We start from the raw sequence: 21,220 nt of genomic DNA, 5'->3' as shown, positions 1-21,220 counted from the left end.
TGAACGGAAGGATTTCGAACAAAACCCTATGAAGGATGACCGCGCCAGACCGCGGCCGGATTGATATCCGGCCGCGGGCGTGACAATCATTTCGGCAGCAGACCGTTTTCCTTGAGGAATTCGACCGCCACGTCCTTGGCTTCCTCGTGATCGGTCTCGACCTTGGCATTGAGGACCCGCATCTTCTCATTGTCGAGATGGGTGCCGACCGCTTCCAGCAGTTCGGCAACTTTCGGATTGGCCTTCAGCACGTCCTGGCGGACAACGGGGGCCACGTAGTAGGGCGGAAACAGACCCTTGTCGTCTGCCAGCGGCACCAGGTTCTTCGAGCCGATCTGCCAGTCAGTCGCCGCACCATTGGCGACGTCAATATCCTTTTGTTCCAGCGCATCATAACGAAGACCAAGCTTGGCAAACTGCTTGAACTCCTTGAATTCGGCGTCGTAGACACGCTTCAGGCCGGGCAGGCCATCGGCGCGGTCGGGAAATTCAGCGCCGCCACCGAAAACCAGGGTCTTGGAAACCTTGGCGAGATCCGACAGGCTCTTCAGATTGTTGGCTTGCGCCGTTTCCTGCCGGACAACGATGACGTAGCCGTTGTTGATGCCGCTCGGCTTCAGCCAGGTGAGGTTGAACTGCTTGGCGTAGAAATCCTTGACCTGCGTGTAGACCTTGTCGGCATCGGTCGACATCTCACCCTTGACGACGGAAGCGAGCGCCGTGCCGGTATATTCCGGATAGAGATCGATCTCGCCGGCCACCAATGCCTGGTGAGCAATCAGCGTGCCGCCGAGATTGATCTTGCGCTCGATGGTGATGCCGGCATTTTCCAAAACGGCGGCATACATTTCGGCAAGGATAAACTGCTCGGTGAAATTCTTGCTGCCGACCTTGATGGTCTCTGCGGCTGCAGGCTGGAACATGGTGGCTGCCATGATGCCGGCTGCAAGGATGCACTTTGTCCAATTTTTCATAGTCATTCCCTCTTGTTGACTTTTCACTGAACGAACCGACAGCATTCCCCAGAATAACCGTCAGCATGACCGGTCGGCGCCCTGCCCTTCTTTCCGGGGCAGTGGCGAACCGGGCTTATTGGGGGCCAGGCCCGATCAATGCGGCAATTGTCGCAAAATCCGGCCCTTGCGCGCGATCCTCTTCAAGCGGCGGGACGTGGTTGCGTACGAAAGCATAGGCTTGCGCCGATCCCTTGCCCAATTCGCCTGAGACGCCTCTAAGCTCGACGGCCTGTACCGAGGCGATCAGTTCGATAGCGATCAGATAGCGCAGGCGCTCGATGATCGCCTGCGTCTTTGCCAAAACGCTCGGGGCCATCGACGCCTGGTCTTCGATGCCATCGGCGACGGGAAAGGGCGAAAGCGAAACCGGCATGGCCAGATGACGGATTTCAGCTTCCATGGCCGAGACGGTCTTTTGCACGGTCGCAAAACCGGTACGGCTCTGGCCCATTGGGGTCAGGAAGCGTGGGAGGTCGGACATGCCGGGCGACATGATTTTCATGATCCGATAGGCGGTGCCCGCCGCGCAATGCGCCATCGCCTGCCCCAGCCTTTCCCAGGCGAGCACAAAGGCGGTCATATCAAAATTGCCGTGTGAAAGAATAACGCCCTCGGATGCGATCACGACAGGATTGTCGCTGGAACTGACGAGCTCAATCTCGGTCGCCTGCCTTGCCTCGTCGATCGCATGCCTCAGCGCACCCCAGACCTGCGGCGTGCAGCGGTAGCTCAAAGGATCCTGGAGACGTCTTGCTGCATCGGCGGCGAGCAAGGAGCTTCCCGAAAGCAAATCCATTAACCGAGCGGCGACACGGCGCTGTCCAAAGGCCGGTCTCGCGGCCAGAGCGCGGTCGTCGAAGACGCTGACATTGGCCCGGAACGCTTCGAAATTGACGGCAATCGCCTTCAGAGACCAGTCGAAGAGCTGCTCGATATCCTCAAGCGCCAGACAGGCGAGGCCGATGGAGAGACTGTTGGCCACGACAAGCGCATGCCCGTCCTTCGGCGCCAATTCGAGAGGCTTCAGACCGGCCCTTTCAAGGGCGATGGCGGCCGGCAGTACGTCGCCGCCAAGCTCGATCTCGCCGAAGCCCAGAAGCCCCCGGCTCATATGGGCAAGCGGAGCCAAATCCGCCGCGCCGATCGAGCCCAGTGACGGGACGACAGGATGGACACCTGCATTGATGGCGGCAATCAGACCGTGGAAGACTTTAGGAGAAACGCCGGACCCGCCCGCCGCCATGCCGGCGGCCCTGACGGCCATCATCGCCCGCACGGTCTCCTGCGCTAGCGGTTGTCCGACGCCGACCGCGCGGGCTTGCGGCACACGCATCTGGAACGCCACCAGATCTTCCGCCGCAAGTCGTGTATCGACCCCTGCTCCCAGTCCCGTCGTTAGGCCATAGACCGGCAGATCCTTTTCCGTATAGCGATCGACGACGGCGCGCGCGGCCGCAATCCGGACCTCGACCTCGGCGGATACTTCGATAATTGCGTGACGACGGGCAATTGCTGCGATGTTCTCGATAGTCGGCGGCGCCGCGCTGAAGATGACTGATGGAGAATGGGTGGCGCTCACTGTTTCTCTCCGAGAATGGCGACGGGCTTAGAGGGACCCTTGCTGGACCGTGCTTCCAGCCGATATTGAGCGCCGGGATAGTATAACAGCGCGCAGGTGACGACGGCCTCGCCCGACCAGGTTCTTCGAAAGACGCGCAGGCAAGGGTGATCATTCTTCAGGCCGAGATATTTGCGGATGGCCCTATCCGGTTTGACGGCCTGGACGATATGTTCGAACGCCGTTATCGGTGCGACCTTCGTCAGATATTCGTGCGGTGTCATTCTGCCGAAGTCGGCCGACAGATAGTTCGGCGCGACCAGCGGATTGACGTAGCGCTCCTCGACCTGAATGGGCTGGCCGTTTTCCACGTGCACGATCAGCGAATGCATCACTTCTGCGCCGAGGGTCAGTTCGAGCGCGTCGGCGACATTGGCATCCGCCTTCATCAAGCCGGCCTTGACCACCACCGCCTTGTGCGTGTGCCCCCGCTCCAATATTTCGTCGGCTATGTTGCGAATTTGAAGCAGATCGACATCGAGGTGCTTTGGCGACACGAATGTTCCGATCCCGGCGGATCGTTTGAGAACGCCCTCGAACATCAATTCCCGCAGCGCCCGGTTCGCCGTCATTCGGCTGACGCCGAATGCCGCCACCAGTTCGCTTTCGGAAGATACCCGGTCTCCCGGCTGCAGCTTGCCCTCGGCGATGTCGGCCAGGATCTGCTCCTTGATCCTGATATAATGGCGTGCCTCGCCGGAGACCGGTTTGACCGCTTTCGTCATGACAACCTCGCCAAGCCGTTGTCGAGGATGATAGCGCCCCGCGAAGCAACGAGCCCCCTGAAGCGAATCTCGGCGCCGTTGTGCCATATCTGCAGGGTGATCCTTTCCCCGGGAAAGATCGGCGCGCTGAAACGCGCCGCGATCGCGCTCAAGTTAGTAGCCATGCCTGGATCGATGGCAGCGACAATGGCGTAGCCCGCGTGGCCGAAGCTGCACAGCCCATGCAGGATCGGCCGGTCAAAGCCGCTTCTGCTCGCTGCCTGCGGGTCGACATGCAGCGGATTGAGATCACCGTTCAGGCGGTAGATGAGAGCGGCGTTTGCCGGTATGTCGACATTGAATTCGATGTCCGGCTCTCCGTCCGGGACCTTGGGCAAAGGTTCAGGCGCAGATCCCGCCGAACCGCATCCACCGTCGCCGCGGCACGCATTCGTCTGGACGATCGTCGCGATCGGCTCACCCCCGTCCGCGGTTGTGATCAGGCGCTCGAAGCTGACGAACATTCCCTTTTCAACGCCGCGATCGACTACCGAGAGGACGCGTGAGCGAGAGATCAGTCGCACATCGAGTGGGACCGGGCGGTGGATCGTCAGGCGATGTTCGGAGTGCACGAGACGCGCCCAGTCGACGCCCGTCTGCTGCATCCATGGTCCTGGATGCGCTATGATATTGGCAAGGGTCGGCGCAGTCACGAGATCGCGCTCATAGACATAGCTCAGCGCCTTTTCGTCGAGCGCGTTGGAGCCGTAGCCAACCGAAAGCGCGTAAAGGATGGCATCTCTTGCGGTGACCACATGTGTTGCTTGCGGCACCGGGAAGTCGAGGATGGATTGGGCCGACAGCGTCACGATGCGGCGCCCCCGGATGTCGCGGATTTGCGAACGCCACCGGACAGGCGGACGCCGCCGTCAACGGACAGCAATTCGCCGGTAACGAAGTCTGCACCCTGAACAAGCCAGACAATAGCGCCGGCAACGTCGTCCGGTGTCGCGACCCGGCCGAGCGGCGCGGTTTCCGAAAATCGCTTGGCAATGGCTCCATAGGCATCCGGCCCGAGCGTGTCGCGCATCCAGCGCGTATCGATGATGCCGGGGCAAACCGCGTTCACCCGGATATCGGGACCGCAGGTGCGCGCTAGCGCCATTGTCAGCGCATTGAGCGCGCCCTTGGAGGCCGTATAGGCAAGCGAACTGCCGCCGCCCGTAAAGGCAACGTTGGATGAGACATTGACGATCGCACCGCCGCCGCTGTCACGCATGGCAGGCACCGCCGCCCGGCACATCTGATAGGCACCGATGACATTGACGCCGAAAACGCTCTGAAAATCTGCGGCCGACAATGTCTCGAGATCGAAAGGATCCGATTTGACCGTAGTTGCGGCATTGTTCACCAGGGCGTCGAGCCGACCCCACCGGTTGACGGCCGTCGCGACCATCCGGCGGCAGGCCGCATCGTCGGCAACGTCGGCCTGGACGATCTCGACCTGCGCGCCCAGGCTGCGGCAGATATCGGCCGTTTCATCGGCCTCTTTCTTGCTGCGACTGTAATTGACCACCACCCGCGCACCGCCCTCGGCGAACTGCTTCACGCATGCAGCCCCGACGCCTGTTGCGGAGCCCGTGACGATGATGACGGCTCCATTGATTTTCATGGGGCAAAGTCCTTCATGGCGCGGGTGGAAAACAGGCGCGCGTCCATCTGTTTCAGTTGGTCCGACACAGCGACGCCCTTCGGCAGGCGGTCGAGAACATGGGCGGCGAGATCGATGCCGGGGGCAAACTCCGTCAGCGTCAGGCATCCGTCGATCACTTGAAAGACCGCCCGCTCGGTGACGACGAGCTGTGTCTGCCCTTCCGGCGCAAAGGCCGGGCTCGAACTGATCTGGTCGACATGGTCGACGATCTTGCAAACTCTGCCGTCCCGGATGATGTCGAGCCTGCCGTCGGCAACCGCAATTTCCGCGCCGCCGGCCGAAAATGCGCCGAGATAGACAACACGCCCCGCCGTCTGCGAGATATTGGTGAAGCCACCGACGCCAACGATGGAATTGTTGAAGCGGCTGACATTGACCGCACCACACCTATCCACCTCGGCCATGCCGAGAAAGGCGATATCGAGGCCGCCGCCGTCGTAAAAATCGAACTGCGATGCCTGTGGGATGATAGCGGTCGGATTAACGGCGGCGCCGAAGGACAGCTCCTCGGCCGGTACGCCGCCGATGACGCCGGATTCGATCGTCACCGTATTATCATCGAATCCCTCTTCGCTGGCGATGCGGCCGATCCCGGCCGCAATGCCGATGCCGAGGTTGATCGTCGGGCGATGGAGCGTCGCCAGTTCCAGGAAAGCACGGCGCTGAATAATCTTATCGGCCGACAGCGGCGCCGGCTGCAAACGGCTCACCGCCATCCGGACGCGCCCGGTATAGGCGATATTGTCCGTTTCGGCGAAGCTGACGCCGTGCTGGGCCGGATTTTCGCAGACGACGACATAATCGACTAGCGCCGCCGGGATGCGAACATCGCCCGGCGGCAGCGAGCCGCGTTCGGCAATCCGCTTGACCTGCACGATGACGATACCGCCGGAGTTTCGGCCTGCTTGGGCCATGGCGAGCACGTCGAGCGGAAAGGCTTCGTCCTCGAGGGTGATGTTGCCGTCTTCGTCGGCCGTCGTTCCGCGCAAAAGCACGCAGTCGAGCGGCATCGAAGGATAAAGCAGCCATTCTTTGCCGCGCAGCGACACACGCTCGACAAGCGCGCGCGGCGTCGTCGCATTCATGCGGCCGCCGCCATGCAGCGGGTCCATGAAAGAGCCGAGCCCGATATGGGTGATCACCCCAGGCTGACCGGCGGCAATCGCGCGATAGAGCTGCGCGATGACGCCTTGCGGCCAGCAATGCGCCTCGATTTTCTCCTCGATCGCCAGCCTGCCAAGGCGCGGCGTTCCCCGCCATCCCCCGGCAATCACGCAGGCGACGAGGCCTTCATAGCCGAAGTGCCCCATGCCGCGCGTATGACGATCGCCTGTACTGGCAGCAAACAAGAGCGTTAGATTGCGGGGTTTTCCAGAGGCGATGAAACGGTCCTCGACAGCAGCTGTGATGGCCTCGGGATGGCAGCATCCTCCAAAACCCGAAGCAGCGACAGTCATCCCGTCCTCGAGGAGATCCGCAGCTTGCTGTGAAGAGATGACCCGCATGACGACCTTGTTTGCGACCGACCTGTATATACAGGCTACCCGCTGATCGTTTCGAAGGCAACCGGAATCTTTGCCGGTATTTTGGGCAAATCGCCTCGATCAGCCGATGTCAAGCAGTGCCATCAAGCAAAGCCCAAGAGCCGCCAGAGCCAGCAGCGACAGTGCCGCCGCTGCAAGGACCCGGCCGCCGGTATGGGCGACGGATCTCACATCGACGGAGAGGCCTAACGCGGCCATGGCGGTGACGGTAAAAGCGGCGGAGACAGCCGACATCCCGGTCAGCAGCGGTGCCGGAATCGCGTCAAAGGAGCGAAGCGTCGCCATGGCTGCAAAACCGAGGATGAACCATGGCAGAACATGGCGGAGATTGAATGCGGAGCCACCGGGACGCCGGCCATGAACTGCGCCGAGCACAAAAATGACGGGTCCGAGCATCATCACGCGGATCAGCTTGACGAGCGTGCCTACCTGGGTGCTGACGGCTCCGGCAGAGGCCGTGGCTGCCAATACCTGCGGCACGGCATAGGCTGTCAGTCCTGCGAAGACGCCATATTGTACGGTGCTGAGGCCCAGGAGCAGGTGCAGAAGCGGCAGCGCCAGCACCGCACCAACGCCGAGCAACGCGGTAAAGGCTATCGAGGCAGCGATATCGTCGGGTTTGGCGCCGATGACAGGGGCTGCAGCGGCAATCGCAGAATTTCCGCAGATCGAGTTGCCGCACGCAACCAAGGTCGCTAGGTCGGTCGACAGCCCCAATAGCCGCCCGATCAGAAAGCTGCCGGCCAGGGACAGAGCAACCAGGGGGGCAATTCCGCCGACAAGCGGCAATCCGGCCTGCCGGATGGCAGCCGCGCTGAGCGAGGCGCCCAGCAAAACGACGGCAATCTCGAGAAGCGTCTTGGCGGCGAAGTGTATGCCTGGAGTGAAAGTCTCCGGAAGACGGACCGAGGAGCGCACGGCAGTGCCGATCAGAATGGCCAGCACGAGGCTCTCGATCCAGTGCGCGCCGAAAATCATCAGCTGCAACTGCCCGACCAACTGCGCAATGAGCGTGACTGCCGCGCAAAGGAAAAGTCCCGGCAGGACAGCAGGAAGCCACGCGGAACGTGAGACGGAAACGAACATAGGCAAGACCTTGTGGAATGCTCCACTGTCCCACACCCAATTGTCGACTTCTATTGAATAGATTAATATGATTCATTCGACAAAATCGAACGATTTTCTTATGACCTTCGAACAGCTCTCCATTTTCGTCGCGGTTGCTGAACGCGAGCACCTGACCAACGCCGCCTCGGCGATAGGCCTCACGCCATCAGCCGTCAGTTCCGCCATCCGCAATCTCGAGGCCTCCTATGGCGTCGAGCTTTTTCACCGTGTCGGACGCCGCATAGAACTGACATATGAAGGGCGGGTGTTTCTGGGGGAGGCAAGAGCCACACTCTCGCGCGCAAAAGCCGCAGCGCTCGTCCTGTCCGATCTCGGCGGCCTGCAAAAGGGTGAGCTCGTTGTTTTTGCCAGTCAGACGATCGCAAGCTATTGGCTGCCAGCGATGCTGATGCGTTTCAAGAACCGCTATCCGGGCATCGAGTTGAAGCTGATGATCGGCAATACCGCCACGGCGGCAAAAGCGGTTCTCGATGGATTGGCGGAAGTCGGTTTCGTCGAAGGCAGCGTTGATGAGCCGGCGCTGAATGTTCAGCCGCTTGCCGAGGACGAACTCCTTGTCGTCGTCGGTCCGCGCCACCCCTGGGCGCGTGGCAAACCGATCGCTGCGGCGGAGCTGGTTTCGGGCACGAAATGGGTAATGCGGGAAAGAGGGTCCGGAACCCGGTCGGCTTTCGAGGCGGCGATTTCAAATCTCGGCATCGGCCCCGCAGATCTGACTGTCGCACTTGAGCTGCCATCGAACGAAGCCGTCATATCGGCAGCAAGAGAAGGCCTTTGCGCAACGGTCGTTTCCGGCGCCGTGGCCGCGCCGCTCTTGATGCAGGGGCTGTTGGTAAAGGCGCGCTTTCCTTTGCCGTCCCGCCAGTTCGCAATCCTGCGGCACAAACAAAGACACTCCAGCCGGGCCTCGTTGGCGCTGGAAACGATTTGCCGCGAGGACAAAACTGCCGAAGTCCAAAATCGGGATGACTGGACGCTTTAGACTAGATCGAGCGCAGTTCAGATTTCAGCGGAAGCGCAGAACTGCACCATCCCTTTGTTTTTGCATCTCCTGCGGCCGGAATTTGCGAATGGCGGCGGCTTCCATCAGCCAGCGGCCATGCCTGACCGATTTCGCCGCGACCATCCGATCGCCGACGGTCAAAAGATAATTCGGGCGGATTATCGGTGCCAGGGAAAGGCTCGGGCCCGCCAACGCTTTCGTCGGCGATCAGTCGCCTGCACTCAGCTGACAGGCCCTTCGAACATGCGAGATGTTGGAGAATGCCACAACAACGCATAACGTCGGTGTCGCCTGACAACCAGGAAATGGCTACCGCCATGCGGCAGCGGCCAGTCCCGATTTTTTTGAGCGGCGTCTCTAAGCGAAGGCGTAAGACCCATCCGGCCGCTTCGGCACCCGCCGCTGCCAGTGGATATACCCTTCCTCCTCCATTGCCTTCTCGTCCATCTCGACGCCCCAGCCGGGCCGGTCTGGGCGCAGCTCGAGATAGCCGTTCTTCGGCAGATAGGGATCGACGACGTAGCGCGTTTCCCCCTGCCGCTTCTCGATATCGAGGCCGCCATAAACATAGGCCTGGCCCTTTGGCAACCGGTATTCGAGGATGCGGAAATTCTGGGCGGCGGCCGAAAAATGCACATTGACTGCCGTCGCCAGCGGCCCCATCGGATTGTGCGGCGCGACGCCGACGAAATAGGCTTCGGCGAGCGTAGCGATGCGACGCATTTCGCTGATGCCGCCGACGACGCAGATATCCGGCTGGATCAGGTCGGCGCCCTTGACCTGCAGCAGCCGCAGGAATTCGTTCCTGTTATAGAGCGACTCGCCGGTCGCGAGCACGCAGTTGAGCCCCTGCTTCAGATCGCCCCAGGCCTCGATATTCTCAGGACGCAGCGGCTCTTCGTAGAACAACGGATCATAGGGCGCCAGCGCATTGCCGAGCTGTCTTGCCGCGATCGGCTCGAAGATTTTGGCATGCGCGTCGAAGGCGATCTCGTATTCATCGCTGACCGTCTCGCGAAGCGAGCGGAAATAATCGGCCGAGGCCTTCACGACATTGCCCCAGCGATGGGAGTGCATATCGATGCGCCAAGGGCTGAGCTTGAAGGCGGTGAAACCCCATTCCTCCTTCAGTCGGTCGAACTCGTCGCGGGCGGCAGGTGCGTCCGGCGCGGTGTAGACTCCCGCATAGACCTTGATGCGATCGCGCACCTCGCCACCCAGCAGCTTGTAGACGGGGACATTCGCGGCCTTGGCCGCCAGATCCCACAGGCAGTGGTCGAGCGCGGAAATCGCAGCAAGGCCGAGTGCGCCCGGCGGGAAGCGGCTTTGCTGGATCAGCAGGTTGACGAGATAATCGACGCGTGTCGGATCCTGGCCGGAGAGAAAGCCGTAGAGATAATCGAGCAGCGGCGGCAGCGCCTTGTCGGGGCCGTGATTGTAGCATTCGCCCCAGCCCGTCAGCCCATCATCGGTGTCGAGTGCGACGATCACGCGGGGGCGGTCCTTGTCGCGGGTCATGAACACTCGCATGCGGTCGATCTTCATCATTCTGTCCTTCTAGTGTTTGAAATAACTGCGGCGCGCCACGCGCGTCTGCACGTAGAGGTGCTCGTTGTAGGTTCCTGGATTGTAGGAGCCTGCGGCCTCCGGCACGGGAACCGAGACATTGCCGCCGCTCGGAAAGCGGGCGACGAATTCCTCGTCGATATCGCAGCCGAGCCCCGGGGCGTCGGGAACGGCGATCAGCCCGTCCACCTGCTCGGGATGCGGCACGATCGTCTGGCGACGGCCGTCCCAGTCGTCGTCGAGCCGCTCGAGGATGAGCGCGTTCGGAATGGCGGCGAGCAGATGCAGCGCCGCATATTCCGCCACCGGCCCGAGCGAGCCCGAATGCGGTGCCATCTGGATGTGATGGGCCTCGGCCATGGCCGCGATCTTCTTCATCTGCGTGATCCCGCCGGCCCGGCCGGTATCAGGCTGAATCACGTCGACCAGCTCTCTTTCGATGAGTTCGCGCTCGCCAAAGATCGTCGCCGAGCGTTCGCCGGCGGCAAGCGGCACATGTGCAGCATCGCGAATGCGCCGGTAGCCGTCGAGATTGTCGGGCGCGATCGGATCTTCCACCCACATCAGTTCATAGGGTTCGAGCGCCCGCACCAGCCGGCACGCATCCGCAGGGGTCAGCCATGGCGGCCCATGCAGGTCGATGGCGATGTCCATGTCGTCGCCGACCGCCTCGCGCAGCGCTGCGACCTTGCGTACGGGATCGGCCACGCCGCCGCACTTGACCGCCTTTATACCACGCTGTTTGACCGCAAGCGCACGTTCGGGCGTATTGGCATGTGAATAGATCGGGATCTTGTCGCGCACCTTGCCGCCGAGCAGCATCCAGACCGGCACGCCGAGGGCCTTGCCCTTGATGTCCCAGAGCGCCATGTCAATGCCGGTCATCGCGCCGCCTCCGACCGTGCCGAGCATGCCGTGCCCCATCATTGCAATATGCAACTTCTGCCACAGGCGTTCGATATGGGCCGGATCTTCGCCGATGAGCAGCGGCGCCAGATCATGGACCGCGGTCTCGATCACGCGCGGCCAGCCGGAGCATTCACCGATGCCGGTGATACCCTCATCGGTTTCGATCTTCAAAAACAGCCAGTTCCTCGTGCCTCGCAGCTGCGCGGATGCACCGTCTCCCGAGCGCTCATCCGAGGCCCATTTGGACGGGTCGGGCTGACCGGCATGCATGAGAAACGTTTTGATGCCGATGATCTTCATCGCTGGGAACTCCCGTTCTTCAGATTGTCGGGAGCGACATAGCGAAAGCGCCGCGAATGATCGCGGTCGCGGGGATCGGGCCGCGGAATGGCCGATATCAGCGCTTGCGTGTAGGCGTGCTCGGGCGTGCGGCAGACTTTCTCCGCTTCGCCGATTTCGACGAGCTGGCCCTTGTACATGACACCGACGCGGTCGCACATGTAGCGGATGACGCCGATGTCATGGCTGATGAAGATATAGGCGAGCCCGAGTTCGTCTTGCAGGCGCATCAGGAGATCGAGCACCTGCGAGCGCACCGAGACGTCGAGCGCCGAGGTCGCCTCATCGGCGACGATGACGCGCGGATTGAGCGTAATCGCGCGGGCAATGCCGATGCGCTGGCGCTGGCCGCCGGAGAAGGCGTGCGGATAGCGTTCGCGCGCCCTGGGATCGAGGCCGACCTGCTCCATCAGGTGGCAAACACGCTCATCCAGCGCCCGTCCCTTGGCGATGCCGTTGACGAGCAAGGGCTCGCCGATGATCTGCGAGACGGTCATGCGCGGATTAAGGGAACCGAAGGGATCCTGGAACACCATGCGCAATTCGCGGCGCGCCGCGGCAAGCGTCTGGCCTTTTGCTGTCGCCAGATCGATGATGTCGCCGCTAGCGTTGCGATAGAGGATTTCGCCGGCGGAGGGATCGATCAGCCGCATGATCGAGCGGCCCATGGTCGTCTTGCCCGAGCCGCTCTCGCCGACGATGCCAAGCGTTTCGCCCGGCAGAAGCGAAATCGAGACATCATTCAGCGCTTTCACCTCGCCGAAATCCATCGACACGTTGCGCAGTTCGAGGATCGGCGCTTTCGTCCTGTCGAGCGGCGGGCGCGCCAGGCGGATCTCGGCCTTCTGCTCCAGCTTCAGCACCGAGCCGATCAGCATACGGGTATAATCGTCCTGCGGCGCATGAAAGATCTGCTCGACCGGCCCGTATTCCTTCGCCACGCCGTTGTGCATGACGAGCACGTTGTCGGCGATCTGCGCCACCACTCCCATGTCATGGGTGATGAAGAGAACGGCCATGCCGTTGGCCTTCTGCAGGCGGGCGATCAGGTCGAGGATCTCGGCCTGCGTCGTCACGTCGAGCGCCGTGGTCGGCTCGTCGGCGATCAGCAGCTGCGGCTTGCATGCGAGCGCCATGGCGATCATCGCGCGCTGGCGCATACCGCCGGAATATTGGAAGGCGTATCGATCCAACGCTTTCTCAGGCGAGGGAATCTCGACCTGTTTGAGCAGCGATATGGCCTCGGCGCGCGCCTCCGCCTTGCTCATCCTGGTGTGAAGGCGAAGCGCCTCGATAATCTGGTTGCCGACGGTATGGATGGGCGACAGCGACGACATCGGCTCCTGGAAGATCATCGCGATATCGCGGCCGCGGATCGCCCGGATCTGGCGACCGCGCGGATTGAGGCTGGTCAGATCGATCGAGCCGCCCTTCGGGTGGCTCAATGTGATCGAACCGCCGGCAATGCGGCCGGGCGCATCGACGATCTGCAGGATCGAGCGCGCCGTCACCGACTTGCCGGATCCGCTTTCGCCGACCACGCAGAGCGTCTTGCCCGGTTCGATTGCAAAGGACAGGTCGCTGACGGCGCGAAAGACGCCGGTGCGCAGCGGGAATTCAACGGTCAGGTTCTTCACCTCAAGCAGCGGCCTGCCGGCAATGGAAACGATTTCGGTCATGCCGGCCTCATTTGTTATAGGGGTCAGCCGCATCGCGCAGGCCGTCGCCGAGGAGATTGAGCGCCATGACGGCAACCACGACGGCACAGCCCGGCAGGAAGAGCCAGGGCGCCGTGGCGATCGAGCGGATGTTCTGGGCCTCTCGCAGCAGCACGCCCCAGGAGATGGTCGGCGGCTGCAGCCCTAGCCCCAGGAAGGAGAGAGAGGTTTCGGCCAGGATCATCGCCGGCACTGCGAGCGTGATCGACGCGATGATGTGGCTGGCAAAGCTCGGCAGCATATGGCGAAAGATGATGCGACTTTCGCGAACGCCATCCAGTCTGGCGGCGGCGACGAATTCCTCGGTGCGCAAGGACAGAAAGCGGCCGCGAACGACGCGAGCAAGCTGGGCCCAGCCGGTCAGCGACAGGATGATCGTGATCATCATGTATTGCAGCGTCGCGGGCCAATCCTGCGGCAGCGCCGCAGCCATGGCAAGCCAGATCGGGATCGTCGGCAGCGACAGCACGAAATCGATCACGCGCTGCATGAAGAAGTCGATGCGACCACCATAATATCCGGAGATGCCGCCAATCACGATGCCGAGCATCAACGACAGGAAGACGCCGACGAGGCCGATCGACAGCGAAACCTGCGAACCCTGTACCGTTCGGCTGAAGACATCACGCCCAAGCCGGTCGGCGCCGAAGAGCAGCAGCGGCGTCGTCTTGTCGGGCGACGCGATCAGATGAATGTTGGTGTTGAACAGGCCAAACACGGAATACTCGTAGCCGCGCCCGAAGAACTGAACATCGACACGCTTCGACGAATCTTCCTTGTAGATGGCGGCGAGTGTTTCCGGATCGCGGGTCAGCTTCATCGGATAATAATGCGGACCGAACGAGAACCCGTTCTCAGTATCGATCAGATGCAATTTCTGCGGCGGATGAAAGGTCGCCCGCGCGTTTTGCAGGTTCGGATCGTTGATGGCGAAGAAGCCGGGAACGAGGGCGACGATATACATCAGTACGGTGACGACGAGCGCCACCATGGCCAGCTTGTGGCGGCGAAAGGCCCACCAGATCAGCTGCCACTGTGATGCGACCGCGGCGCGATCCGGCTGAATGTTTGTAACGGCGATGTCGGCCATGTCAGGCTCCTATTCCAACCGGATGCGAGGATCGACCAGCGCCAGCAGGATGTCGCTGATCAGAGAGCCTATGAGCGTCAGCGCGCAGATCAGCAGAACGAAGGCGCCGGCGAGATACATGTCCTGCGCCATCAGCGCCTGCAGCAACAAGGGGGCTGCCGTCGGCAGATTGAGGACGATGGCGACGACGACCGAGCCAGAGATGAGATTGGGCAGCAGCCAGGCAATCGTCGAGATGAACGGGTTGAGCGCGATCATCAACGGATATTTCATCAGCAGCCGGAATTCCGAGAGCCCCTTTGCCCGTGCCGTCGTCACGTAGGGCTTCGGCAGTTCGTCGAGCATGTTGGCGCGCATCACGCGGATGAGGCTTGCCGTCGAAGAGACGGCCAGAATGATGACAGGAAGCCAGAGATGCGAGAAGAGATCGACCATCTTGGCGAAGCTCCAGGGCGCATTCTCGTATTGCGGCGAGAACAGCCCGCCGACATCCTGGCCGAATTCGACCGCCGCGACATACATCAGCACCAGCGCCAGCAGGAAGGAGGGGATGGCTAGGCCGAAAAACGTGAAGGCGGTGAAGAAATAGTCGCCGATCGAATATTTGCGCACGGCGGAAAAGACGCCGATAGGCAGGGCGATCGCCCACGTGGCAATCAAAGTCGAAAGCGCGAGAACCAGGGTCAGCGCCATGCGCTCCCAGATCAGGTCGGAGACCGGCTGCTGCCACTCGAAGGAAATGCCGAAGTCGCCGCGCGAGAGGATGCCCCACATCCACTTGAAATATTGGATGAGCATCGGGTCATCGAGTCCGAAGCGCTCGCGCAACTGGGCCGCAGTGTTCTGATCGACGATTTCATTGGAGGCCGCCAGTGTGGCAATATAGGTGGTGACATAGTCGCCCGGCGGCAGCTGGATCAGCACGAAAGCGAGGAAGCTGACGGCAAAGAGCGATGGAATCATCCACAGCAAGCGTTTGGCGATAAAGACCAGCATGGGCGCCTCTTGCATTGAACACCGCCCTCCGGACCTTGCCGGCTCTCATCGCCGGCAAGGCATCTCGGAAGGCGAACCGAAGAAAGCGCCGTACCGTCAGTACGGCGCTCGATCGAGATCAGCTCGTGAAGGTGAACTGCTGCGGCATCGCAGGTCCCGGATTGGGCCAGGACCAGCTATCCGGCTCCTTCTCGGGCACATTGCGCAGATTATTGCGGATGATGCCGAATCCGCCGACGGCGAGACAAAGTCCAACGGTCTCAAATTCCTCCGCGGCAATGTCGAAGATCTGCTTCATGATCGCGCCGCGCTTGTCGAGATCGGCCGTCGAACGCGCTTCGTCGAACAGCTTCATGCGCTTCTTCTGGCTTTCCGGCGGCTCTTCGCCGCGGGCGCCGTTCGAGGTGTACCAGAGCGTCCACGGAATGGCGTAACGCGACCCTTGCGGATGGAAGGCGAAGAAATCGCGCGGATCGAGCATCGGATCGAGACCGCCAGGACCCGGCCACACCGCCGCATCATGCGCATTGTCGTCGCCGCGGGTATAATAGAGCGCCCGCTCGATCGTGTTGACCTTCATGTCGATACCGATCTGCGACCAATGTGTTTTGACCAGTTCGAGCGCGTCGACCAAGTCGGGATAGAGCGTCGGAATAACGTCGATCGAGAAGAAGACTTTCTGGCCGTCGGGCCGAACGCGAAAGCCGTCGGGCCCCTTCTTGTAACCGGCCTGGTCGAGCATCGCGCCCGCCTTGTCAGCGTCATATTCGGTGAACTGACGTGCATATTTCTCGTGATACCAGGGATGGGTCGGACGCGGGCCGGCCTGGTAGGGCTCGCTCTGGCCGAAATAGACGATGTCGATCAGTTCCTGACGATTGATGCCGATCGAGAGCGCCTGCCGGAACGACTTGTCGGCAAACATCTTGCGCATGGCAGGATCTTTGTGAGTGATGTTGAAATAGATCTGGCACTGTTGCGAGGCGGAAGGCACGAGCGTCAGCAGACGATAGTCACCCTTCTGCATGTTCTGGGACAGCGTCGGTTTGTTGGCGAGCACGCTGATGTGACGCTCCTGAATGTCGATTTTTCCGGAGATCACGTTCAGCATCAGCGACTCGACGTCCTGTGAAATGCCGAAGTTGACTTCATCAATGTAGGGAAGCTGATTGCCCGATGTATCGACCTGCCAGAAATAGGGATTACGGCTCATGACGACCCGCGTTGCGCCGCCGACATAGGGCTCCCTGACGACCCAGGGATCGAGCGTCGGCTTGTCGACATTGCCCCAGCGCGTCGGGATTTCGATGTCGCCGCAGCGGCTGCGGAAGAGCTCCGTCCAGCTGGTGACGCCCGCCTTCTTGGCATCGGCCTCGATGCTGGGATTGTATTTCGGCAGGAATTGGCTGCAGTAATGCTTGGGGAAGAGCGTCGGATGCTGGCCGAGCGGCGTGGCGAGATTTTCGAGATAAAGCGCGTTTGCCGCCGCGAAGGTGAACTTCACTGTATAATCGTCGATCTTTTCGACGGTGACCGGCTTGCCGGCAACGGCAAGCTGCGCCGGCGTGGCGCTGTAAAGCTCGGTATTCTTGACGCAGTCCTCGATCGCGAAAACGATGTCGTCCGCCGTGAAGGGGTGGCCGTCCGACCAGCGCACGCCTTCGATCAGGTGGAAGGTGAATTGGGTAGCGTCATCGCTGACCTCCCAGCGCTCGGCGAGGTTCGGCTCCACGGCGGTGAATTCCAGGTTCCAGCGCACGAGGCTCTGGTTGCCGACCATGCGCAGAATGCCGTTATGGTCGGATGAACCGCGCAAGCCGCGGCGCAACGTGCCGCCATAGGTGCCGACCTTCTCGAACGGCGTCACGACCATCGGCTTCTTCGGCAGACGCTCGGCAAGCGGCGGCAGTTTGCCGTCCTTGACGAGCTGCGCCAGCGCAGGCGCTTCGCCGCCGGCGGCGAAGGCGCGACCGGCGATGGATAGTGCCGCGGCACCAGCCATGCCGCCGAGAACGGCGCGGCGGGTGACACCGCGAGACAGAATTTCACTGGGCATCGTTTCCTCCCCTTTTATGCCGAAACAAGCTTGTCCCGGCTGGTGCGGCGGGCTTCCTGGCCTGCCGTTTTGCGCCCTCCTCGGCGCTGGAAGCAAACCATAGACACGTTCTCAAATGATTACAAGTGTTGACAGATAATTACAGATTCGATAGCGATGCAGTATTAAACGGGGACACCAAACCCTTGGCGTCGCTGTCATGGATAGGGAAAGAAGAGAAACCTGTCACAAGCTGTATACCCGCGTCGCGGCCAGTGACAGCACGGCGCCATCCCGGCGCATGGTCTAGAAGGCATATCCGGCTTCTGCTCGCCGGGAGAAGAGCCGATGGGGCGAATCTGCCACATGGCGGGGGAGAAAAGAGCGATAATGACGTTTGCAATCGATGCCGTTTCGAACAGGGGCGCAACGCGCTTCAGCGACATTATCTACGAGAAGATCGTAGGGATGATCGCGGACGGCAACTTTCCCGTCAACGAACGGCTGCCGTCGGAGACCAAGCTTGCCGCCGATTTCGGCGCGTCGAGACCCGTCGTGCGCGAAGCGCTCGAACGCCTGAGGGCCGATGGCCTCGTCGTCTCGCGCAAAGGTTCAGGCTCCTATGTCCGGCAGCGGCCGGATTCGTCGGTGCTGAAAATGGTCCCGGTCGGCTCGCTTGCCGATGTCCAGCGGTTCTTCGAATTCCGCGCCGGTCTTGAGGCCGAAGCTGCGGAGCTTGCGGCGCGAAACTGGCAGCCCGCCGACAAGGAGCGAATTACGGAGGCGCTTCTTGCAATCGAACAATGTCTGAGGAACGGCGAACTGGGCGCCGACGAAGACCAGGCCTTGCACGATGCGATTGCGATGGCGACGGGCAATCAGTTTCACATCACCGTGCGCGAATGGTTCAAGCCGCATTTCGCCATCGGCCATTCGGTGACACGAAGCCTGAGCCTGAAAAGGACGCCGGCGCAGATCCGCAGCGTCCAGGATGAGCATGCGGTGATCGTGGAGGCGATCTTCGCGCGGCGGGAAACCGAGGCGCATGATGCGATGAAGCGACACATATTGAATGCGCGCGCCCGCATGTTCCAGGGGGTTTGAGCGATGATGGGAGGAGGAACTATGAGACGGGTTGCTGTGACGGGTGCTGCCGGACGCGTCGGGACGCTGCTGCGCCCGCTCCTTCGGCAGCATGTCGAGCATCTTCGCTTGATCGACGTTCATGAACCTGCGGATCTGGCTGAGAACGAAAGCTTTGTCGGCGCCGATCTGTCAAAGCTCGAAGAGGCGACGGCGGCTCTGGCTGGCATCGACGGCGTCGTTCATCTCGCCGGCCTTGCAGGCGGCGTCGACATGAACGCGATCTTGCAGGCGAATGTCCTCGGCACCTACAATCTTTACGAGGCCGCCCGGATCAATAAGGTCGAGCGGGTGGTCTACGCCTCCAGCAACCATGCGACCGGTTTTTATCCGCGCGGCCAGATCATCTCGCCGCTCGATCCCATGCGGCCGGACAGCCCCTACGGGCTTTCCAAATGCTGGGGCGAGCTGGTGGCGGGGCTCTACTACGACACTTCGGGCATCCGTTCTCTATCCATCCGCATCGGCAATGCCGGCACCTATCCGAACAGCGAGCGATCGATTGCGATCTGGATCAGCGCCCGGGATCTGGCGCAACTCGTGCGGATCGGGTTCAGCCATCCTTCGATTGCCGCAACGGTCGTCTACGGGGTTTCCGATACGGAGGAGAAATGGTGGGAGAACGGTCTGGCGGCGAGACTCGGCTACCAGCCGCAGGACCGGCCGCGCGATCACGCCCACATCGAGGATGGCGCGGAGGGCGCGGTCGCCCGCGCATTCCAGGGCGGCGGTTTCTGCGAATTCAATCACGACGGCACCATTCGCATGCGCGATGGCGAGGGTCTCGCCAAAAACCCGGAGACGGTCTCGTGACGACGCCGCGCATCATTGAACCGAAGATCCGTTCAGTGCTGCAGCAGCCGCTGACGGTCGGCGAATCGCCCGTATGGGACGAAGAGACCGGTGCTCTCTGGCTTGTCGACATCCTGGCGCCGGCAGTGCTTCGGCTTTCCCCCGAAGGCACGGTCGACCGCTTCGCAATGCCGGCCGCGGTCGGCTGCCTCGGGCTTTGCCGTGACAACAGGATCGTCGTCGGTCTTCAGACTGGCGTCCATATTTTCGATCCCGTCTCCGGCGATATCGAGTTTCTTTGCGATCCGACCGGGCGCCACGTCAACGGCCGCCTCAACGACGGCAAGGTCGGCCCGGATGGACACTTCTGGGTCGGCTCGATTAGCGAAGCCAAGCCGCAGGTGAATGACGCCGCACTTTTTCGCGTCGGAGCCGACGGCAGCGCGCGCGCTGTCGCAACAGGTCTAACGAGTTCCAACGGCCTCGCCTGGTCGCCGGACGGCCGGCGGATGTACCACTCCGACAGCCGGCAATGCTTCCTGCAGTCCTTCGACTTCAATCCGGCGACGGGCGAGCTCGGCGAAGCCCGCCGGCTTCGCAGCTTCACCGAGGAAGAGGGGCGGCCCGACGGCGCGGCCATAGATCGCGACGGGTTTTACTGGAGCGCCGGCGTCTCTGCCGGCCGTCTCAACCGGATATCGAACGAAGGTGAGATCGTCGAAATCTATCATCTGCCGGCGGCGGCGCCTACCATGCCATGTTTCGGAGGGCCCGATTTCAGGACGCTCTTCGTCACCAGCCTGTCGACGGACCGGACCGGACGTTTCGAGGCCGGCACGGTCATCGCCTTCGACGTGGATGCGGAGGGCTTGGCGCCGTTCCGCTTCGGCAATCACTCATTTTGATGGAAAGCGAACGGGGAGAAGAATGAGCATCGCAATCATGCGCAAGGCGCTGACAGGCGTGTCGGGCGTTCCCGTCACGGCCTATGACGGAAAAGGCGAAGTCGAACCGCGTATCACCGCGCAGGTCTATGGGCGGGTGGCGGCGGCCGGCATTCACAACATCGTCGCCGCCGGCAATACCGGGGAATTCTATGCGCTGACGCCGCAGGAAATCCGGATCGTCCACGAGGCGGCGGTATCGGGGGTCGACGGCAGGGCGCCGGTGACGGCGGCGATCGGCCGGTCGCTACGCGAGGCGATCGGCATGGCGAGGGATGCGGCGGCGATTGGGGCCTCCGCAGTCATGTCGCACCAGCCCGTCGATCCCTTCGCCGCACCTTCGGCTCAGATCGATTATTTCTGCAATCTCGCCGATGCCTGCGCCCTGCCGCTCATCGCCTATGTCAGGGCCGACGGCTTTGCGGTCGCCGATATCGTCCGCCTCGCAAACCACGGCAACATTGCCGGCATCAAATTTGCCACAACCGACCTGATGCTGCTGTCGCGCGCGATCCCGGCGGCCGATCCGAACGGTGCGCTCTTCGTATGCGGGCTGGCGGAGAGCTGGGCGCCGACCTTCACGGCCGCTGGCGCGCGCGGCTTCACTTCCGGCCTCGTCAACATCGCACCGAAGCTCTCGCTCGCGGTCCACGATGCGCTTGAAAATGGCGATTTCGGCCGTGCAAGAGCGATCGTCAACAAGCTCGAACCCTTCGAGCGGATGCGGACCAAATTCCGCAACGGCGCGAATGTCACCGTTGTGAAGGAGGCCGTCACCTATGCCGGCCTCGACGTCGGGCCGGTGCGCGTGCCGGGGCTGCCGCGGCTCGACCAACATGACCGCGAGCAGCTTCATCGATTGCTGGAAGGCTGGGAGGCCGACGGCGACATTCGATCCGACCCGGGCCGGCAGGACGCAAAGGCGGCCGGCTAGAACAGGACGATTTAGGCCGATCGGTCT

The 21,220-nt window shown here is 61.9% G+C and carries 18 protein-coding genes; 5 read left to right on the top strand and 13 right to left on the bottom strand.

Annotation, left to right across the window (positions count from 1 at the left end):
* Positions 1-86: 86 nt before the first annotated feature.
* The 7 genes from A7X77_RS25265 to A7X77_RS25235 form a co-directional block, all read right to left on the bottom strand.
* Positions 87-974 (bottom strand): glycine betaine ABC transporter substrate-binding protein, encoded by an 888-nt coding sequence (locus A7X77_RS25265; RefSeq protein ID WP_064685582.1) that lies wholly within the window; start codon positions 972-974, stop codon positions 87-89.
* Positions 975-1,089: 115 nt separating this feature from the next.
* Complete coding sequence (locus A7X77_RS25260) at positions 1,090-2,595, bottom strand: HAL/PAL/TAL family ammonia-lyase (RefSeq protein WP_064685581.1); 1,506 nt, start codon at positions 2,593-2,595, stop codon at positions 1,090-1,092.
* Positions 2,592-3,359, bottom strand: coding sequence for a histidine utilization repressor (gene hutC, locus A7X77_RS25255; RefSeq protein WP_064685580.1), 768 nt, complete (start codon positions 3,357-3,359; stop codon positions 2,592-2,594). The genes A7X77_RS25260 and hutC overlap by 4 nt, the downstream gene beginning before the upstream one ends.
* On the bottom strand, positions 3,356-4,207 hold the full coding sequence (locus A7X77_RS25250) for a MaoC/PaaZ C-terminal domain-containing protein (RefSeq protein ID WP_064685579.1): 852 nt from the start codon (positions 4,205-4,207) through the stop codon (positions 3,356-3,358). The genes hutC and A7X77_RS25250 overlap by 4 nt, the downstream gene beginning before the upstream one ends.
* Positions 4,204-5,010, bottom strand: coding sequence for an SDR family NAD(P)-dependent oxidoreductase (locus A7X77_RS25245; protein ID WP_064685578.1), 807 nt, complete (start codon positions 5,008-5,010; stop codon positions 4,204-4,206). The genes A7X77_RS25250 and A7X77_RS25245 overlap by 4 nt, the downstream gene beginning before the upstream one ends.
* On the bottom strand, positions 5,007-6,557 hold the full coding sequence (locus A7X77_RS25240; RefSeq protein WP_064685577.1) for an acyl CoA:acetate/3-ketoacid CoA transferase: 1,551 nt from the start codon (positions 6,555-6,557) through the stop codon (positions 5,007-5,009). The genes A7X77_RS25245 and A7X77_RS25240 overlap by 4 nt, the downstream gene beginning before the upstream one ends.
* A gap of 99 nt (positions 6,558-6,656) precedes the next feature.
* On the bottom strand, positions 6,657-7,682 hold the full coding sequence (locus tag A7X77_RS25235) for a YeiH family protein (RefSeq protein ID WP_064685576.1): 1,026 nt from the start codon (positions 7,680-7,682) through the stop codon (positions 6,657-6,659).
* Positions 7,683-7,782: 100 nt separating this feature from the next.
* Here A7X77_RS25235 and A7X77_RS25230 point away from each other — a divergent pair, with 100 nt between their 5' ends.
* On the top strand, positions 7,783-8,706 hold the full coding sequence (locus tag A7X77_RS25230) for a LysR substrate-binding domain-containing protein (protein ID WP_064685643.1): 924 nt from the start codon (positions 7,783-7,785) through the stop codon (positions 8,704-8,706).
* A gap of 378 nt (positions 8,707-9,084) precedes the next feature.
* On the opposite strand, the gene A7X77_RS25220 is transcribed toward A7X77_RS25230, so the two are convergent.
* The 6 genes from A7X77_RS25220 to A7X77_RS25195 form a co-directional block, all read right to left on the bottom strand.
* Positions 9,085-10,272: a galactarate dehydratase gene (locus tag A7X77_RS25220; RefSeq protein WP_064685642.1), complete on the bottom strand. Its 1,188-nt coding sequence runs from the start codon at positions 10,270-10,272 to the stop codon at positions 9,085-9,087.
* Positions 10,273-10,284: 12 nt separating this feature from the next.
* Complete coding sequence (locus A7X77_RS25215; RefSeq protein ID WP_064685574.1) at positions 10,285-11,502, bottom strand: mandelate racemase/muconate lactonizing enzyme family protein; 1,218 nt, start codon at positions 11,500-11,502, stop codon at positions 10,285-10,287.
* Positions 11,499-13,220 carry an ABC transporter ATP-binding protein gene (locus A7X77_RS25210; protein WP_064685573.1) on the bottom strand — a complete coding sequence of 574 codons (1,722 nt, stop codon included), beginning with the start codon at positions 13,218-13,220 and terminating at the stop codon, positions 11,499-11,501. The genes A7X77_RS25215 and A7X77_RS25210 overlap by 4 nt, the downstream gene beginning before the upstream one ends.
* Before the next feature lie 7 nt (positions 13,221-13,227).
* Positions 13,228-14,349, bottom strand: coding sequence for an ABC transporter permease (locus A7X77_RS25205; protein WP_064685572.1), 1,122 nt, complete (start codon positions 14,347-14,349; stop codon positions 13,228-13,230).
* Between the two features lie 9 nt (positions 14,350-14,358).
* Complete coding sequence (locus A7X77_RS25200) at positions 14,359-15,345, bottom strand: ABC transporter permease (RefSeq protein WP_064685641.1); 987 nt, start codon at positions 15,343-15,345, stop codon at positions 14,359-14,361.
* Positions 15,346-15,463: 118 nt separating this feature from the next.
* Positions 15,464-17,401, bottom strand: a complete 1,938-nt coding sequence (locus A7X77_RS25195; RefSeq protein WP_064685571.1) for an ABC transporter substrate-binding protein — start codon at positions 17,399-17,401, stop codon at positions 15,464-15,466.
* Positions 17,402-17,770: 369 nt separating this feature from the next.
* Here A7X77_RS25195 and A7X77_RS25190 point away from each other — a divergent pair, with 369 nt between their 5' ends.
* From A7X77_RS25190 to A7X77_RS25175, 4 genes are read left to right on the top strand one after another with little or no spacing between them, the layout of a single operon-like run.
* On the top strand, positions 17,771-18,484 hold the full coding sequence (locus tag A7X77_RS25190) for a FadR/GntR family transcriptional regulator (RefSeq protein WP_064685570.1): 714 nt from the start codon (positions 17,771-17,773) through the stop codon (positions 18,482-18,484).
* Positions 18,485-18,505: 21 nt separating this feature from the next.
* Positions 18,506-19,336 (top strand): NAD-dependent epimerase/dehydratase family protein, encoded by an 831-nt coding sequence (locus A7X77_RS25185; RefSeq protein ID WP_064685569.1) that lies wholly within the window; start codon positions 18,506-18,508, stop codon positions 19,334-19,336.
* The gene (locus A7X77_RS25180) at positions 19,333-20,220 is read left to right on the top strand and encodes an SMP-30/gluconolactonase/LRE family protein (RefSeq protein ID WP_064685568.1); all 888 of its coding nucleotides are present in this window, start codon (positions 19,333-19,335) and stop codon (positions 20,218-20,220) included. The genes A7X77_RS25185 and A7X77_RS25180 overlap by 4 nt, the downstream gene beginning before the upstream one ends.
* A gap of 22 nt (positions 20,221-20,242) precedes the next feature.
* Positions 20,243-21,193, top strand: coding sequence for a dihydrodipicolinate synthase family protein (locus A7X77_RS25175; protein ID WP_064685567.1), 951 nt, complete (start codon positions 20,243-20,245; stop codon positions 21,191-21,193).
* Positions 21,194-21,220: the final 27 nt, after the last annotated feature.

It is taken from the genome of Rhizobium bangladeshense, from assembly GCF_001662075.1.
GTDB lineage: Bacteria > Pseudomonadota > Alphaproteobacteria > Rhizobiales > Rhizobiaceae > Rhizobium > Rhizobium bangladeshense_B.
Note: the sequence above shows the minus strand (reverse complement) of the source record. Positions and strands in the feature narration are given on the sequence as shown.